Annotated in this window: 16 protein-coding genes; 13 read left to right on the forward strand and 3 right to left on the reverse strand. The window is 61.4% G+C overall.

The annotated features are described in order from the left end of the window. Nucleotides 1-9 precede the first annotated feature (9 nt). Entirely contained in the window at nt 10-1,008 is a 999-nt protein-coding gene (locus tag KCG87_RS14275; protein WP_025112989.1) for a LysR family transcriptional regulator, read from the forward strand. A gap of 64 nt (nt 1,009-1,072) precedes the next feature. Here the strand turns inward: KCG87_RS14275 and KCG87_RS14280 are convergent, their stop codons facing one another. Both KCG87_RS14280 and KCG87_RS14285 read right to left on the reverse strand, forming a co-directional pair. Then, the gene (locus KCG87_RS14280) at nt 1,073-1,480 is read right to left on the reverse strand and encodes a PA2817 family protein (RefSeq protein WP_007967565.1); all 408 of its coding nucleotides are present in this window, start codon (nt 1,478-1,480) and stop codon (nt 1,073-1,075) included. 89 nt (nt 1,481-1,569) lie between these two features. After that, entirely contained in the window at nt 1,570-4,017 is a 2,448-nt protein-coding gene (locus tag KCG87_RS14285; protein ID WP_210558159.1) for an acyl-CoA dehydrogenase, read from the reverse strand. Between the two features lie 248 nt (nt 4,018-4,265). Here KCG87_RS14285 and KCG87_RS14290 point away from each other — a divergent pair, with 248 nt between their 5' ends. The 4 genes from KCG87_RS14290 (at nt 4,266) to KCG87_RS14305 (ending at nt 7,434) form a co-directional block, all read left to right on the forward strand. Beyond that, nucleotides 4,266-4,925 (forward strand): transglutaminase family protein, encoded by a 660-nt coding sequence (locus tag KCG87_RS14290; RefSeq protein WP_210558160.1) that lies wholly within the window; start codon nt 4,266-4,268, stop codon nt 4,923-4,925. 43 nt (nt 4,926-4,968) lie between these two features. Continuing rightward, on the forward strand, nt 4,969-5,592 hold the full coding sequence (locus KCG87_RS14295) for a glutathione S-transferase (RefSeq protein ID WP_027612334.1): 624 nt from the start codon (nt 4,969-4,971) through the stop codon (nt 5,590-5,592). 133 nt (nt 5,593-5,725) lie between these two features. Beyond that, nucleotides 5,726-6,658, forward strand: a complete 933-nt coding sequence (locus KCG87_RS14300; protein WP_027612335.1) for an ABC transporter ATP-binding protein — start codon at nt 5,726-5,728, stop codon at nt 6,656-6,658. Then, nucleotides 6,655-7,434, forward strand: coding sequence for an ABC transporter permease (locus KCG87_RS14305; RefSeq protein WP_098965044.1), 780 nt, complete (start codon nt 6,655-6,657; stop codon nt 7,432-7,434). The genes KCG87_RS14300 and KCG87_RS14305 overlap by 4 nt, the downstream gene beginning before the upstream one ends. Nucleotides 7,435-7,575: 141 nt before the next feature. On the opposite strand, the gene KCG87_RS14310 is transcribed toward KCG87_RS14305, so the two are convergent. After that, nucleotides 7,576-8,094, reverse strand: coding sequence for a DUF2062 domain-containing protein (locus KCG87_RS14310; RefSeq protein ID WP_097088476.1), 519 nt, complete (start codon nt 8,092-8,094; stop codon nt 7,576-7,578). 136 nt (nt 8,095-8,230) lie between these two features. On the opposite strand from KCG87_RS14310, the gene KCG87_RS14315 reads away from it, so the two are divergent. From KCG87_RS14315 to murB, 8 genes are all read left to right on the forward strand, one after another. Then, nucleotides 8,231-10,444, forward strand: a complete 2,214-nt coding sequence (locus KCG87_RS14315; RefSeq protein WP_210558162.1) for a DNA internalization-related competence protein ComEC/Rec2 — start codon at nt 8,231-8,233, stop codon at nt 10,442-10,444. A gap of 111 nt (nt 10,445-10,555) precedes the next feature. Next, a complete protein-coding gene (locus tag KCG87_RS14320; protein WP_003227083.1) occupies nt 10,556-11,191 on the forward strand; it encodes a MotA/TolQ/ExbB proton channel family protein in 636 nt (211 codons plus the stop codon). Then, nucleotides 11,188-11,616 carry a biopolymer transporter ExbD gene (locus KCG87_RS14325; protein WP_027612340.1) on the forward strand — a complete coding sequence of 143 codons (429 nt, stop codon included), beginning with the start codon at nt 11,188-11,190 and terminating at the stop codon, nt 11,614-11,616. Before KCG87_RS14320 ends, KCG87_RS14325 begins: the two co-directional genes overlap by 4 nt. After that, nucleotides 11,616-12,626 carry a tetraacyldisaccharide 4'-kinase gene (lpxK, locus tag KCG87_RS14330; RefSeq protein ID WP_135296340.1) on the forward strand — a complete coding sequence of 337 codons (1,011 nt, stop codon included), beginning with the start codon at nt 11,616-11,618 and terminating at the stop codon, nt 12,624-12,626. The genes KCG87_RS14325 and lpxK overlap by 1 nt, the downstream gene beginning before the upstream one ends. A 21-nt stretch (nt 12,627-12,647) precedes the next feature. Next, complete coding sequence (locus KCG87_RS14335) at nt 12,648-12,833, forward strand: Trm112 family protein (RefSeq protein ID WP_003174668.1); 186 nt, start codon at nt 12,648-12,650, stop codon at nt 12,831-12,833. Continuing rightward, nucleotides 12,830-13,594 carry a 3-deoxy-manno-octulosonate cytidylyltransferase gene (gene kdsB / locus KCG87_RS14340; protein ID WP_210558164.1) on the forward strand — a complete coding sequence of 255 codons (765 nt, stop codon included), beginning with the start codon at nt 12,830-12,832 and terminating at the stop codon, nt 13,592-13,594. Before KCG87_RS14335 ends, kdsB begins: the two co-directional genes overlap by 4 nt. Next, the gene (locus KCG87_RS14345; RefSeq protein WP_123587531.1) at nt 13,594-14,058 is read left to right on the forward strand and encodes a low molecular weight protein-tyrosine-phosphatase; all 465 of its coding nucleotides are present in this window, start codon (nt 13,594-13,596) and stop codon (nt 14,056-14,058) included. The genes kdsB and KCG87_RS14345 overlap by 1 nt, the downstream gene beginning before the upstream one ends. Continuing rightward, nucleotides 14,055-15,074, forward strand: a complete 1,020-nt coding sequence (murB, locus tag KCG87_RS14350; protein ID WP_210558166.1) for a UDP-N-acetylmuramate dehydrogenase — start codon at nt 14,055-14,057, stop codon at nt 15,072-15,074. Before KCG87_RS14345 ends, murB begins: the two co-directional genes overlap by 4 nt. Nucleotides 15,075-15,096: the final 22 nt, after the last annotated feature.

The raw sequence follows: 15,096 nt of genomic DNA on the forward strand, positions 1-15,096 counted from the left end.
TTGTGCGCTGTGAGCATCAATCTTCCGCTGCCACTGCTCGGTGAAATGGCGATCTTCGTCAAGGTCGTGGAGACCGGCAGTTTTTCCGAGGCGGCCCGCCAGTTGGGCTCGTCGCCGTCGGCGATCAGTCGCAGCATTTCCCGCCTGGAAAAGGCCCTGGCTACGCGTTTGCTGCAGCGCACCACGCGCAAACTGCGCTTGAGTGATGGTGGCGAGGAAGTGTTCAAGCGCTGTCAGGAGATGGTCAGCGCCGCCAAATCGGTGATGGAGATCAGTGGGCAGTTCACCCACGAGGCGGAAGGGCTGGTGCGGGTCAGTGTGCCGAAAGCGGTCGGGCGTTTCGTGATTCATCCGCACATGCCTGAGTTTCTGCGGCGTTATCCGAAAGTCGATGTCGAGTTGCTGCTGGAAGACCGCCAGGTTGATTTGATTGACGATCATGTCGACCTGGCGATTCGTATAACTGATCGACCGCCGGCCGGGCTGGTCGGACGGCAGTTGCTGACCATCGACCATTTGCTCTGCGCCACCCCGCAATACCTGGCCGAACATGGCACGCCGACTCACCCTCACGATCTGCTCAATCACAGTTGCATCTATCTGGGGGAAACCCCGAGCGATGCGCGCTGGAAATTCAAGAAGGGCAGTAAAGCGGTGACCGTCGGCGTACGTGGCCGCTATGCCGCCAACCATACCGGCGTGCGGCTCGGGGCAGTGTTGCAGCACATTGGTATTGGCAGCCTGCCGTACTTCACCGCGCGCTATGCGCTTGAGCAGAAGTTGATTGTGCAGGTGTTGCCGGAGTGGACGTTCCTCGCTTCTTACCACGGTGGTCTGTGGTTGCTGCATTCGCCCACGCGCTACCTGCCGCCGAAGCTGCGGGTATTCATCGATTATCTGGTGGAGTGCCTGGAGAAGGAGCCGACGTTGAGCAAGCCGGGCAAGGCGGGGGCGCCGAATAATCTGGCGATGGCCTACGAGCTGCCCGAAAGCGAAGGATTGTTGTAAACGCCGAACAATAAAAAGGCCCGCATGAATCACCATGCGGGCCTTTTCTTAACCGGGCAGAAAATCAGTGCTTGCTGTCCTGAGCAGACATCGCCAGCAACTGTTTTTCCTGATTCCAGTCGAACGGTTCATCGTTCTGTTCGGCTTCGTAGCGACGTTCTTCCAGCGCCTGATACAGGTCGATTTCTTCATCAGACAGGTAGTGCAGGCAGTCACCAGCGAAGAACCACAGCAGATCCCGTGGAATCAGGTGGGCTATTTGCGGGTAACGGGTAATCACTTGGGTCAGGATGTCCTGGCCCAGGTACTGGCTTTCGATCGGGTCGATCGGCAGGGACGCCAGCAGTTCGTCAAAGCGCTCCAGGAACAAGGCATGGCTTTCTTCGGGAACCTGTTCGGCCTCACCTACGGCGACCAGGATACTGCGCAGATGGTCGAGCAAAACCAGATGATCGGCAACGACGTTGGACACGAGATAAGTCCTCAAGAGCAAAACGGGCGCGGGAGTATAAAGCTCTCGTGCCCGTTTTTCACAAATAAACAGCTACACGGTCGCCAGCATCAGCGGACTTTGCCTTCTGCCTGTTTCAGCTCTTCCTTGTCGAAATCATCGACGTCGATCACCTTGCGCCGTGCTGCTTCGGCATCGCGCAGGGTCTGTGCTTCCTGCGGTTGCAACACCCCGGCCTCCAGTGCGGCGTCGATGGCGTGTTCGCCAGCCACCGGTTTGACCTGACCGCTCTTGAGCGAGGTGTGCAGTTTTTTGTGCAGCGGTTGGGCGGCATTCAGCAGATCGCTGGCGTGTTGCAGGGCACCGACGGCATCGTCGGCGGACTGCGGGCGATAGCAGCCGGCGAGCAGTTCTTCGAGAGTCGGATCACCTTTGGCGCGACCAATAACAGCTGCCACTTCGGCGCCGAGCTTGTCCGACGGGCCTTTATGGCGACGGCCGAACGGGAACACGATCACTCGCAGCAGGCAGCCAAACACTTTGTTCGGGAAGTTGCTCAGCAGCTCATCCAGCGCCCGTTCCGACTGGCCGAGGCTTTCTTCCATGGCCCAGCGGAACAGCGGCTCCATATGCGCCGGCGAATCCAGGTCGTGATAACGCTTGAGCGCAGCGGAGGCCAGATACAGGTTGCTCAACACATCGCCAAGACGCGCGGACAGGCGTTCCCGGCGCTTCAGTTCGCCACCCAGCAGCATCATGCTGAAGTCGGCCAGCATGGCAAATGCCGCTGCCTGCCGATTGAGTGCGCGGAAGTAGCCCTGACTGATCCTGTCCCCGGGTGCATGTTCGAAGTGGCCGAAGCCCAGGTTCAGCACCAGGGTGCTGGCGGCGTTGCCGACGGCAAAACCGATGTGCTTGAGCAGCAGGCCATCGAATTCTTTCAGTGCCTGTTCTTTGTCTTCGCGGCCGGCGAGGGCCATTTCCTTGAGGACGAACGGATGGCAACGAATGGCGCCCTGACCGAAGATCATCAGGTTGCGCGAGAGGATGTTCGCGCCTTCCACGGTGATGAAGATCGGTGCGCCGTTCCAGCTGCGTCCGAGGTAGTTGTTCGGACCCATGATGATTGCCTTGCCGCCGTGCACGTCCATGGCGTGGGTGATGCACTCGCGGCCGCGTTCGGTCAGGTGATACTTGAGGATCGCCGACAGTACCGACGGTTTCTCGCCCAGATCCACCGCGTTGGCGGTGAGCATGCGCGCGGCGTCCATCATCCAGGCGTTGCCGCCGATGCGTGCCATGGCTTCCTGAATGCCTTCGAAGGCCGACAGCGGGACGTTGAACTGCTCACGTATCTGCGCGTATTGACCGGTCACCAGACTGGTGAATTTGGCCGCGCCAGTGCCGACTGCCGGCAGCGAGATCGAACGCCCGACCGACAGGCAGTTCATCAGCATCATCCAGCCCTTGCCGAGCATTTCCTGGCCACCGATGAGGTAGTCCAGCGGGATGAACACGTCTTTGCCCGAGTTCGGGCCGTTCATGAACGCTGCACCCAGTGGCAGGTGACGACGGCCGATTTCCACACCCGGTGTATCGGTAGGAATCAGCGCCAGACTGATGCCGAGATCTTCCTTGTCGCCCAGCAGATGCTCCGGGTCATAGGCCTTGAAGGCCAGACCGAGCAGGGTCGCGACCGGGCCGAGGGTGATGTAGCGTTTTTCCCAGTTCAGGCGCAGACCGATGACTTCCTGGCCTTCCCATTCACCTTTGCAGATGATCCCGGTGTCCGGCATGGCGCCGGCATCGGAACCGGCCAGTGGGCCGGTGAGGGCGAAGCACGGAATGTCGTCGCCACGGGCCAGACGCGGCAGGTAGTGGTTGCGTTGCTCATCGGTGCCGTAATGCAGCAGCAGTTCGGCCGGGCCGAGGGAGTTGGGCACCATCACGGTGGAGGCGAGGTCACCGCTGCGGGTCGCGAGTTTCATTGCCACTTGCGAGTGGGCGTAGGCGGAAAAGCCCTTGCCGCCGAACTCCTTGGGAATGATCAGGGCGAAGAAACCGTGCTCCTTGATGTGGCTCCAGGCTTCGGGTGGCAGATCCATCGACTGGCCGATCTGCCAGTCAGTGACCATTGCGCAGAGTTCTTCGGTCGGACCGTCGATGAAGGCTTGTTCCTCTTCGCTCAGTTGCGCTTTTGGATAGGACAGCAGTTTGTCCCAGTCCGGACGCCCGCTGAACAGTTCACCGTCCCACCAGACGGTACCGGCATCGATCGCGTCGCGCTCGGTCTGCGACATCGGCGGCAGGGTTTTCTGGAACCAGTTGAACAGCGGCGCGGTGAAGTGTTTGCGGCGCAGGTCGGGCAGTAGCAAAGGCGCGGCAACCGCTGCGAGCACGACCCAGAACAGCAGCAGCAACCAGCCCGGAGCATGGCTGAAAATGCCCATCGCCAGCAGGTAAATGGCGACGATACCCAACGCGGGCAGGGGGGCGATGCGACGGTGGGCGAGGTATGCCACACCGACGATCAGAACCAGTATCCACAACAACAGCATATGTAATCCTCCGTGAACCAGGGCAAACCGACCCTCCAGAGCTTAGACGGCATCTGTAAAACGGGTTGGTCAGAACATGGTGATTGAACTTGTGGGAAACCCCGGATGGTTTTCGTAGGTTCGGTGGGCAACATCCGTGGGAAATCGTTCGCCGTTCCCGCGTCTTCGCGTGCATGTTTGGCCGAAACGTCGTTATCTCTGTGCTTGAGCTGTCGCTAGACTCGGGACTCACCCAGGAGAACATCGTCATGCGCGAGTATCTGAGTCCCGGCCGCTTCATCGATAGTGACCACCCGGCGGTGGTGGAGTTCGCCGAACAGCACCGCGGTGCCAGCCGCGACCCGCTCGCGCAGGCGATCAGTCTCTATTACGCCGTGCGTGAAGCGGTGCGCTACAACCCGTATACCTTCAGCCTCGACCCGCAAACCCTGTGCGGCAGCTATGCGCTGGCCACCGGGGAAAGCTATTGCGTGCCCAAGGCCACATTGCTGGCCGGGTGCGCACGGCATTGCGGCATTCCCGCACGCATCGGTCTGGCCGACGTCAAGAATCACCTGTCGACCCCGCGTCTGCTGGAACTGCTGCGCAGCGATGTGTTTGCCATGCACGGCTACACCGAGCTGTTCCTCAATGACCGTTGGGTCAAGGCCACGCCGGCCTTCAATCAGCAACTTTGCGAGCTGTTCAACGTCGCACCGTTGGACTTTGACGGCATCAGTGACAGCGTTTTCCACCCATACAACCGTGACGGCGCGCTGTTGATGGAGTATCTGGTCGATCATGGTCAGTTCGTCGATGTGCCGGAGCGGTTCTTCTTCGAGCACTTGAAAAAGTGCTACCCGCATCTGTTCGGCGAACGTCAGGCGAAGGTGTTGGGCGATATGCAGAGTGATTTGAGTCGGGTCTGATCCGGCGTATGCTGCCTGCCCACGCATTGGAAAAGAGGCGGTCATGCTGAAGATCTGGGGACGGAAAAACTCATCGAATGTCAGGAAGCCGCTGTGGGCCGCCGAGGAGCTGGGCCTGGCCTACGAGGCGATTGACGCCGGTGGCGCCTTCGGTGTGGTCGACACGCCTGAATACCGGGCGATGAACCCGAACGGCCGGGTGCCGGTGATCGAGGATGACGGCTTCGTGCTGTGGGAATCGAATGCCATCGTGCGTTACTTGCTGGCCAGGCATGCACCAAACAGCGCCTGGTACCCGGCAGACCTGCAAGCACGGGCCATCGCGGACAAGTGGATGGATTGGACCACCTCGAGTTTTGCCGGGCCGTTCCGCACCGTGTTCTGGGGCGTGTTGCGTACGCCAGCGGACCAGCAGGACTGGCCGGCGATCAACGCCGCAATCAAGGAATGCACCGCGCTGCTGGCCATGGCCGATCAGGCCCTCGCCAGCCAGCCATATCTGTCCGGCAGCGAAATCGGCATGGGCGATATTCCGCTGGGCAGTTTCATTTATGCCTGGTTCGAGATGCCCATCGAACGTGCCGCGCAGCCGCATCTGCAGGCTTGGTACGCACGGCTGAAGCAGCGTCCGGCCTATCAGAAAGCAGTCATGACCGCGTTGACTTGATAATAACTATCGACACTCTTGACTGTACTTGTGTGGCGGCGGCAAGCACCATTGTGCTCATGCGCCGTGGTTGTTTTGTTCGCCGCCCGGCCCAATCTTTCCTTTTCTTCCCATCTTGGTGCGTAAATCCGATATGAGTTCCGCTCTGTCCATCCGGCAGCTAACCAAAACCTACGGCAACGGGTTCCAGGCCTTGAGTGGTATCGATCTGGACGTCGCCGAAGGTGACTTTTTCGCCTTGCTCGGCCCCAACGGCGCCGGCAAATCCACGACCATCGGCATTCTCTCGACCCTGGTCAACAAGACCAGCGGCACGGTGAATATCTTCGGTCATGACCTGGACAAGAACCCCGCCGCGCTCAAGCGCTCGATCGGTGTGGTGCCCCAGGAATTCAACTTCAACCAGTTCGAAAAGACTTTCGACATCGTCGTGACCCAGGCCGGTTACTACGGCATCCCGGCGAAGATCGCCAAGGAACGCGCCGAGCAGTACCTGACCCAGCTCGGCCTGTGGGACAAGCGCGACGTGCCGTCGCGTTCGCTGTCCGGCGGCATGAAACGCCGACTGATGATTGCCCGCGCCCTGGTGCATGAGCCGCGCCTGCTGATCCTCGATGAGCCGACCGCTGGCGTCGACATCGAACTGCGTCGCTCGATGTGGACGTTCCTCACCGAGCTGAACCAAAAAGGCATCACCATCATCCTCACCACGCACTATCTGGAAGAGGCTGAGCAGCTGTGCCGCAACATCGGCATCATCGACCACGGCACCATTGTCGAGAACACCAGCATGAAACAGCTGCTGGGCCAGTTGCACGTCGAGACCTTCCTGCTGGATCTGAAAAACGACTTGCACGCCGCGCCGCAATTGATCGGCTATCCCGCCCGGTTGCTCGACGGCCATACCCTGGAAGTCCAGGTCGACAAATCCATGGGCATCACCGCGCTGTTCACTCAATTGGCGCAGCAGAATATTGAAGTGCTGAGCCTGCGTAACAAAACCAATCGCCTCGAGGAGCTGTTCGTGTCTCTGGTAGAGAAGAATCTGTCGAAGGTGGCGGTATGAGTTCCGAGTTCCGCCCCAACCTCGTCGCCCTCCAGACCATCGTTTATCGCGAGGTCAAACGCTTCACGCGGATCTGGCCGCAGACCCTGCTGCCGCCGGCGATCACCATGGTTCTGTACTTCGTGATCTTCGGTAACCTGATCGGCAAGCAGATTGGCGGCATGGGTGGCTTCAGTTACATGGAGTACATCGTGCCGGGGCTGATCATGATGTCGGTGATCACCAACTCCTACGGCAACGTGGTCTCGAGTTTCTTCGGCAGCAAGTTTCAGCGCTCCATCGAGGAACTGATGGTTTCGCCAGTGTCGCCGCACACGATTCTGATCGGCTTCACCATTGGCGGCGTGTTGCGTGGCCTGATGGTCGGGGTGATCGTGACCATTCTGTCGCTGTTCTTCACTCATCTGCAGGTGCATCACCTCGGCGTGACCTTGCTGGTGGTGATCTTGACCGCGACGATCTTCTCGCTGCTGGGCTTCATCAACGCGGTGTTTGCGCGCAACTTCGATGACATCTCGATCATCCCGACGTTTGTGCTGACGCCGCTGACCTACCTCGGTGGCGTGTTCTACTCGATCACCTTGCTGCCGCCGTTCTGGCAGACCGTGTCGCTGGCCAACCCGGTGCTGCATATGGTCAATGCCTTCCGTTACGGCATTCTTGGCGTATCGGATATCCGCATCGGTATCGCGATCACCTTCATGCTGGTGGCGACGGTGGTGTTGTACCTCGGTTGCGCGCGGCTGCTGGTGAGTGGGCGCGGGATGCGGACCTGATCCGAAACCGCGTCGCTGCCATCGCGAGCAGGCTCACTCCTACAGAAGGGCGCGTTCCAATGTAGGAGTGAGCCTGCTCGCGATGGGGCCTATTCAGACGCTACAAAAAAACGGCCTCCCACTGCGGAGGCCGTTTTGCATTCAAGATTTGCGGCTTTTCTTGCGCCGCGCCCATTGCCGCGCCACCCACCAGCGCCAATACAGCATGACCGTGAAGTAGGCGAGGATGCCGAGTAGCAGCCCGCATACCACCGATCCCAGCAGAAACGGCTGCCACATTGTTGAGAGCTCTCCGCTGATCCATTCCCAGGTCAACGAATCGGGCAGGGTGCGGGCGGGCACATTCATCAACCAGGCTCCGGCCTGATAAGTACAGAAAAACACCGCCGGCATGGTGATCGGGTTGGTCAGCCACACGAGGCTGACGGCAATCGGCATGTTGCCGCGCACGGTGATCGCCAGTGCCGCCGCCACCAGCATCTGCGCCGGAATCGGCAGGAACGCGGCGAACAGGCCGACGGCCATTGCCCGGGCCACCGAGTGCCGATTGAGGTGCCAGAGGTTCGGGTCATGCAGCAACTTGCCGAGAAAGCGTAAGGATTTGTGTTCCCTGATGCTCGTCGGGTCGGGCATGTAACGTTTGAATAAGCGCCGGGGCATAAGGCTTCTCGGTCGGTTAAGGCGGCAAGTATGTCTGGATTCTACGAAGCGCCCATTCAGACTTTGTGACAATTGTTGACGACGACCCGCCCTCATACCAGCTACCCCTAATGCACGAACTCTCAAGGACGGGCTTATGCGCACAGGGATGATGGCGCTGGCAGTCGGTCTGCTGGTTCCGGTTTTTTTGCCGGTTTTACCGCCGGTCGGGTTGATGATGTTGTTGCCGTTGGTGGGACTGATGTTGTTGCCGTTTCGCAGCTATCCCCTGGCGTTTCTGCTATTCGGTTTCACCTGGGCGTGCGTCAGTGCGCAATGGGCGTTGAATGATCGCCTGCCGGAAGCGCTTGACGGCGAAACCCGTTGGGTCGAAGGGCGGGTGGTCGGTTTGCCGCAAACCAGCGAGGGCGTGGTGCGGTTCGAGTTGGCCGATGCCCGCTCGCGACACGAAAAATTGCCGTCGTTGATGCGTCTGGCGTGGTACGCCGGGCCGCCGCTCAACAGCGGTGAGCGCTGGCGGCTGGCGGTGAAGCTCAGGCGCCCCGGTGGTTTGCTCAATCCCGACGCCTTCGATTACGAAGCCTGGCTGTTGGCGCAACGCATCGGCGCGACCGGCACGATCAAGGATGGTCAGCGCCTGGCCGAGGCAAACTGGGCATGGCGCGACAGCATTCGTCAGCGCTTGCTGGCAGTCGATGCCCAAGGCCGGGGCGGTGCATTGGCGGCACTGGTGCTCGGCGACGGCTCCGGGCTCAGCCGCGAGGATTGGCAGATCCTGCAGGAAACCGGCACCGTGCATCTGCTGGTGATTTCCGGTCAACACATCGGGATGTTGGCGGCGGTCATCTATCTGTTGGTCGCCGGGCTGGCGCGCTACGGCTGGTGGCCGCTGCGCTGGCCATGGCTGCCATGGGCCTGTGGGCTGGCGTTTGCCGCGGCGCTCGGTTACGGCTTGCTCGCCGGGTTTGATGTGCCGGTGCAACGGGCCTGCGTGATGGTTGGGCTGATGTTGTTGTGGCGCCTGCGCTTTCGCCATCTCGGCGCGTGGTGGCCGCTGTTGCTGGCATTCGATGCGTTGCTGTTGCTCGACCCGTTAGCCAGTTTGCGTCCGGGTTTGTGGCTGTCGTTCGCCGCGGTGGGGATTTTGATTTTCACCTTCGGCGGGCGACTCGGCGCGTGGAAATGGTGGCAGACCTGGACCCGCGCGCAATGGCTGATTGCGCTGGGTCTGTGCCCGGTGTTGCTGGCGCTGAGCCTGCCGATCAGCGTCAGCGGGCCATTGGCAAATCTGCTCGCGGTGCCATGGGTCAGTCTGCTGGTGCTGCCACCGGCACTGCTCGGCACGCTGTTGTTGCCGGTGCCTTACGTCGGTGCAGGCTTGTTGTGGCTGGCCGGTGGTTTGATCGACTGGCTGTTTCGCGGCTTGTCGCTGATCGCCGGGGCCTGGCCGGCGTGGATCTCGCCGTCGTTGCCGTGGTGGGTTTTGCTGCTCGGCAGTCTCGGCGCCTTGCTGTTGCTGTTGCCGCGCGGGGTGCCTTTGCGACCGTTGGGCTGGCCGTTGCTGTTGATTCTGCTGGCGCCGCCGCGCGAGCGAGTGGCCGATGGACTGGCCGATGTCTGGCAGCTCGATGTCGGTCAGGGCCTGGCGATCCTGATCCGCACGCGTCATCACGCGTTGCTCTACGACGCCGGTCCACGCTTCGGCGATTTCGATCTGGGGGAGCGGGTGGTGCTGCCGGCGCTGCACAAACTGGGGGTCAACCGCATCGACCTGATGCTGCTCAGTCATGCCGACGCCGACCACGCCGGTGGTGCGCTGGCGGTATCGCGGGGCCTGAAAGTGACGCGGGTGATCAGTGGCGATCCGCCGGGCCTGCCCGCCATCCTGCAAGCCGAAGCCTGTGAAAGCGGGCGTCAATGGCAGTGGGACGGGGTCAGTTTTCAGCTGTGGCAATGGTCGGCGGCCCATGACAGCAACCAGCGCTCCTGTGTGTTGCAGATCGAGGCCAATGGCGAGCGGCTGCTGCTGACCGGCGATATCGACACGGCTGCCGAACGGGTTTTGCTGGAAAGTCCGTTGGCGCTGCCGACGCACTGGCTGCAAGCGCCGCACCATGGCAGCCGCAGTTCCTCTTCGATGGCTTTGCTGCGGGCATTACGTCCGCATTCGGTGCTGATCTCCCGGGGGCAGGGCAATTCGTTCGGTCATCCGCACCCGCTGGTGCTCGCGCGTTATCGCCAGCAAGGGCTGCGCATCTACGACAGCGCGCAGCACGGCGCCATTCAACTGCGCCTGGGCAGCTTTCAGGCGCCGTGGCTAATGCGTCAACAACGGCGTTTCTGGCGCTGAAACACCATTGATCGCAGGATCGCCGAATGCGGCATCAGGTCGTCGGGGCAGCGGGTCTTAATCGCGAACCGGTATGGTAAAGTGGCGCACTTTTTCGAGGGGACTGTCACTGTGTGGGAATTGGTCAAATCCGGCGGCTGGATGATGTTGCCGATCATTCTGAGTTCCATCGCGGCCATGGCGATTGTCGCCGAGCGCCTGTGGACCCTGCGCGCCAGCCGCGTCACCCCCGAGCATCTGCTGGGTCAGGTCTGGGTCTGGATCAAGGACAAGCAGCTCAATAAAGAAAAACTCAAGGAATTGCGCGCCAATTCGCCGCTGGGTGAAATCCTCGCCGCGGGCCTGGCCAACTCCAAGCATGGTCGCGAGATCATGAAGGAATGCATCGAAGAAGCCGCCGCGCGGGTGATTCACGAGCTTGAACGCTACGTCAACGCGCTGGGCACGATTGCCGCCATGTCGCCGTTGCTGGGCCTGTTGGGCACGGTGCTGGGCATGATCGACATTTTCAGCGCCTTCACCGGTTCCGGCATGACCACCAACGCCTCGGTCCTGGCCGGCGGTATTTCCAAGGCACTGATCACCACTGCGGCGGGCCTGATGGTCGGTATTCCGTCGGTGTTCTTCCACCGTTTCCTGCAACGCCGCATCGATGAGCTGGTGGTGGGCATGGAGCAGGAAGCGATCAAACTGGTCGAAGTGGTGCAGGGCGACCGTGACGTCGATCTGGCCGGGGACAAAGCGTGAAATTCCGTCGCAAACCCCGGGAAACGATCGACATCAACCTCGCGTCGCTGATCGACGTAGTGTTCATCCTGTTGCTGTTTTTCGTCGTGACCACCACCTTCACCCGCGAGACACAGTTGCGCGTCGATCTGCCGGAATCGGTCAGCGGATCGCCCGCCGAAGACCAGCAGCTCAAGCAACTGGACGTCGCGATCAGCGCCGAAGGCGTGTTCTCGGTGAACAACAAGATTCTGCCGAAAAACGACCTGGCGACCCTGATGGAAGCCATGCAGAAAGAAGCCAACGGTGACACCAACATGCCGTTGTCGATCAGCGCCGACGGCAAGACCCAACACCAATCGGTGATCACCGCCATGGACGCGGCCGGCAAGCTCGGTTTCAGCCATTTGCGCATGACCACGGTCGAGGCGGCGCCCAAATCCTGATGAGCCTGTCCGATCGTTTGCTCGCCGCGTGGTATCAGGGGCATCCGGCCCTGACGCTGCTGCGGCCGCTGGAAATGCTCTATCGCCGCGTGGTGGTCAACAAGCGTCAGCGCTTTCTCGACGGTGAAGGCCAGATCTATCAGCCACCGGTGCCGTTAATCGTGGTCGGCAACATCACCGTCGGCGGCACCGGCAAGACACCGATGATCCTGTGGCTGATCGAGCATTGCCGACGCGCCGGTCTGCGGGTTGGCGTGGTCAGTCGCGGTTACGGCGCCAAACCGCCGCAACTGCCGTGGCGGGTCACCGCCGAGCAGAGCGCCGACGTCGCCGGCGATGAACCGCTGTTGATCGTGCAGCGCACCGGCGTGCCGCTGATGATCGACCCTGATCGCAGCGCAGCGGTCAAAGCCTTGCTCGCCAGTGAGCCGCTGGACCTGATCCTCTCCGATGATGGCATGCAGCATTACCGCTTGGCGCGAGATCTGGAGCTGGTGCTGATCGACGCCGCCCGTGGTTTGGGCAACAAGCGCTGCCTGCCGGCCGGTCCGTTGCGCGAGCCGATCGAGCGCCTGCAAAGCGTCGATGGCGTGCTGTTCAACGGTGCCACTGCGGATCGTGAAGACGGCTTCGCCTTTCACCTGCAGCCGACCGCACTGGTCAATCTACGCAGCGGCGCGCGCAAGCCGCTGGCGCATTTTGCGCCCGGTCAATCGGTGCACGCGGTGGCCGGGATCGGCAATCCGCAACGTTTCTTCAATACCCTCGAAGCGCTAGACTGGCGAGCAGTCCCCCATGCGTTTGCCGACCACGCCGAATACAGCGTGCAGGCCTTGAATTTCACACCGTCATTGCCGTTGGTGATGACCGAAAAGGACGCGGTGAAGTGCCGTGCCTTCGCAGCAGACGACTGGTGGTATCTGGCGGTCGATGCCGTGCCGTCACCGGCCTTCGTGGCCTGGTTCGACACCCAGCTGATGCGCCTGTTGCCCGATCGTCTTTTGCCTTAACTCTTTATCCAGGGAATGTTCATGGACACCAAATTGCTCGACATCCTCGCGTGCCCGATCTGCAAAGGCCCGCTCAAGCTCAGCGCCGACAAGACCGAACTGATCAGCAAGGGCGCCGGTCTGGCCTATCCGATCCGCGACGGCATCCCGGTGATGCTCGAAAGCGAAGCGCGCACCCTGACCACTGACGAGCGTCTGGATAAATGACCACTGCTTTCACCGTTGTCATCCCGTCGCGTTACGCCTCGACCCGCTTGCCGGGCAAACCGCTGCTGGATATCGCCGGCAAGCCGATGATCCAGCACGTCTGGGAACAGGCGAGCAAAAGTAGCGCCAGCCGTGTGGTGGTCGCGACCGACGATGCGCGCATCGTCGAGGCCTGCAAAGTGTTCGGCGCGGAAGTGGTGCTGACCCGTGAAGACCATAATTCCGGGACTGACCGCCTGGCGGAAGTCGCGGCGAAGCTGGGTCTTGCGCCGGACGCGATCGTGGTCAACGTGCAGGGTGATGAGCCGCTGATCCCGCCGAGCGTGATCGATCAGGTCGCGGCTAACCTCGCCGCCCACACCGAAGCGCGTATGGCCACCTTGGCCGAGCCGATCGAAAACGTCGAAACCCTGTTCAACCCGAACGTGGTCAAGGTCGTCAGCGACCTCAACGGCCTGGCGCTGACCTTCAGCCGCGCCACCTTGCCGTGGGCCCGCGATGCCTTCGCCAAGAGCCGCGAGCAGTTGCCGGAAGGCGTGCCGTATCGTCGCCACATCGGCATTTATGCCTACCGCGCAGGCTTCCTTCAGGACTTCGTGAGCTGGGGCCCGTGCTGGCTGGAAAACACTGAATCCCTCGAACAACTGCGTGCCTTGTGGCATGGCGTGCGGATTCATGTCGCCGACGCGTTGATCGCGCCGCCAACCGGCGTCGACACCGTTGAAGACCTCGAGCGCGTTCGTCGCCTGCTGGAGGCCTGATGCGCGTTCTGTTCGTGTGCCTGGGCAACATTTGCCGCTCGCCCACCGCTGAAGGCGTGCTGCGCCACAAATTGCGCACAGCCGGGCTGGCGGATCAGGTCGAAGTGGCCTCCGCCGGCACCGGTGACTGGCACGTCGGCAATCCGCCGGACAAGCGCAGCCAGGCTGCAGCCAAAGTGCGTGGTTATGACCTGTCGGCGCAACGCGCGCAGCAGGTCAGCCGCGCCGATTTCGCCAGTTACGACCTGATTCTGGCCATGGACAACAGCAACCTGCGTAACCTCAAGGCACTGCAACCGTCCACCGGCAAGGCCGAGCTGGATCTGTTCCTGCGCCGTTATGCCGGTGTGGTCGATGAAGTGCCGGATCCGTACTACGACGGCGATCAGGGCTTCGAGCAGGTGCTGGACCTGATCGAAGCAGCCTGTGACCAACTGTTGATCGAAGTGAAGGGCCGGTTATGAGTTTGCAGCTTCAATCACAGGTTTCGCTGAAACCGTTCAACAGTTTTGGCGTCGACGTTCGCGCGCAGTTGTTCGCCGAGGCCCACAGCGACGCCGACGTGCGCGAAGCCCTTGCCTATGCGACTGCCCATGATCTGCCGTTGCTGGTGATCGGCGGCGGCAGCAACCTGCTGCTGACTGCAGATATTCCGGCGCTGGTGCTGCGCATGGCCAGCCATGGCATTCGGCTGATCAGCGATGACGGCAACCACGTGGTGATCGAGGCTGAAGCCGGTGAGCCGTGGCATCCGTTCGTGCAGCACACGCTGGCGCTGGGTTTTTCCGGTCTGGAAAACCTCAGCCTGATCCCCGGCACCGTGGGCGCGGCACCGATGCAGAACATCGGTGCCTACGGCGTCGAGATCAAGGATGTGTTCGCCGGGCTGACCGCGCTGGATCGCCAGACCGGCGAGCTGCGCGACTTCAGCCTGGAAGAATGCAACTTCGCCTACCGCGACAGCCTGTTCAAGCAGCAGCCGGGGCGTTGGCTGATCCTGCGGGTGCGCTTCAAGCTCGATCGTGTTGCGCATCTGCATCTGGAATACGGCCCGGTGCGTCAGCGCCTGACCGAGCAAGGCATCGAGCAACCGACACCCAGCGACGTCAGTCGCGCGATCTGCAGTATCCGCAGCGAAAAATTGCCGGATCCGGCGGTGCTCGGCAATGCCGGCAGTTTCTTCAAGAATCCGCTGGTGTCGGCCGCGCTGGTCGAGCAGATCAAGGCGCAGCACCCGGATCTGGTGGCCTATGCGCAAGCGGACGGGCAGATGAAACTGGCCGCCGGCTGGTTGATCGAGCGCGCTGGCTGGAAAGGTTTCCGCGAGGCCGATGCTGGTGTGCATAAATTGCAGGCGCTGGTGCTGGTCAACTACGGCTCCGCGACCGGCCTGCAATTGCTCGATCTGGCGCAACGCATCCAGAAAGATATTGCCGAACGTTTCAATGTCGACCTGGAAATGGAGCCGAACCGTTATTGAGGCTACGCTTTCCAGGCGCCAT

The sequence above is a fragment of the Pseudomonas sp. MWU347 genome, assembly GCF_017947305.1.
GTDB classification, from domain to species: domain Bacteria; phylum Pseudomonadota; class Gammaproteobacteria; order Pseudomonadales; family Pseudomonadaceae; genus Aquipseudomonas; species Aquipseudomonas putida_A.

What these genes read in the sequence shown, in the direction of transcription:
- KCG87_RS14310 (WP_097088476.1), bottom strand. Translation starts at nt 8,094, where the DNA reads ATGCCCCGGCGCTTATTCAAACGTTACATGCCCGACCCGACGAGCATC.
- lpxK (WP_135296340.1), top strand. Translation starts at nt 11,616, where the DNA reads ATGAGCCTGTCCGATCGTTTGCTCGCCGCGTGGTATCAGGGGCATCCG.
- KCG87_RS14300 (WP_027612335.1), top strand. Translation starts at nt 5,726, where the DNA reads ATGAGTTCCGCTCTGTCCATCCGGCAGCTAACCAAAACCTACGGCAAC.
- KCG87_RS14305 (WP_098965044.1), top strand. Translation starts at nt 6,655, where the DNA reads ATGAGTTCCGAGTTCCGCCCCAACCTCGTCGCCCTCCAGACCATCGTT.
- KCG87_RS14315 (WP_210558162.1), top strand. Translation starts at nt 8,231, where the DNA reads ATGCGCACAGGGATGATGGCGCTGGCAGTCGGTCTGCTGGTTCCGGTT.
- KCG87_RS14290 (WP_210558160.1), top strand. Translation starts at nt 4,266, where the DNA reads ATGCGCGAGTATCTGAGTCCCGGCCGCTTCATCGATAGTGACCACCCG.
- KCG87_RS14335 (WP_003174668.1), top strand. Translation starts at nt 12,648, where the DNA reads ATGGACACCAAATTGCTCGACATCCTCGCGTGCCCGATCTGCAAAGGC.
- KCG87_RS14345 (WP_123587531.1), top strand. Translation starts at nt 13,594, where the DNA reads ATGCGCGTTCTGTTCGTGTGCCTGGGCAACATTTGCCGCTCGCCCACC.
- murB (WP_210558166.1), top strand. Translation starts at nt 14,055, where the DNA reads ATGAGTTTGCAGCTTCAATCACAGGTTTCGCTGAAACCGTTCAACAGT.
- KCG87_RS14285 (WP_210558159.1), bottom strand. Translation starts at nt 4,017, where the DNA reads ATGCTGTTGTTGTGGATACTGGTTCTGATCGTCGGTGTGGCATACCTC.
- kdsB (WP_210558164.1), top strand. Translation starts at nt 12,830, where the DNA reads ATGACCACTGCTTTCACCGTTGTCATCCCGTCGCGTTACGCCTCGACC.
- KCG87_RS14295 (WP_027612334.1), top strand. Translation starts at nt 4,969, where the DNA reads ATGCTGAAGATCTGGGGACGGAAAAACTCATCGAATGTCAGGAAGCCG.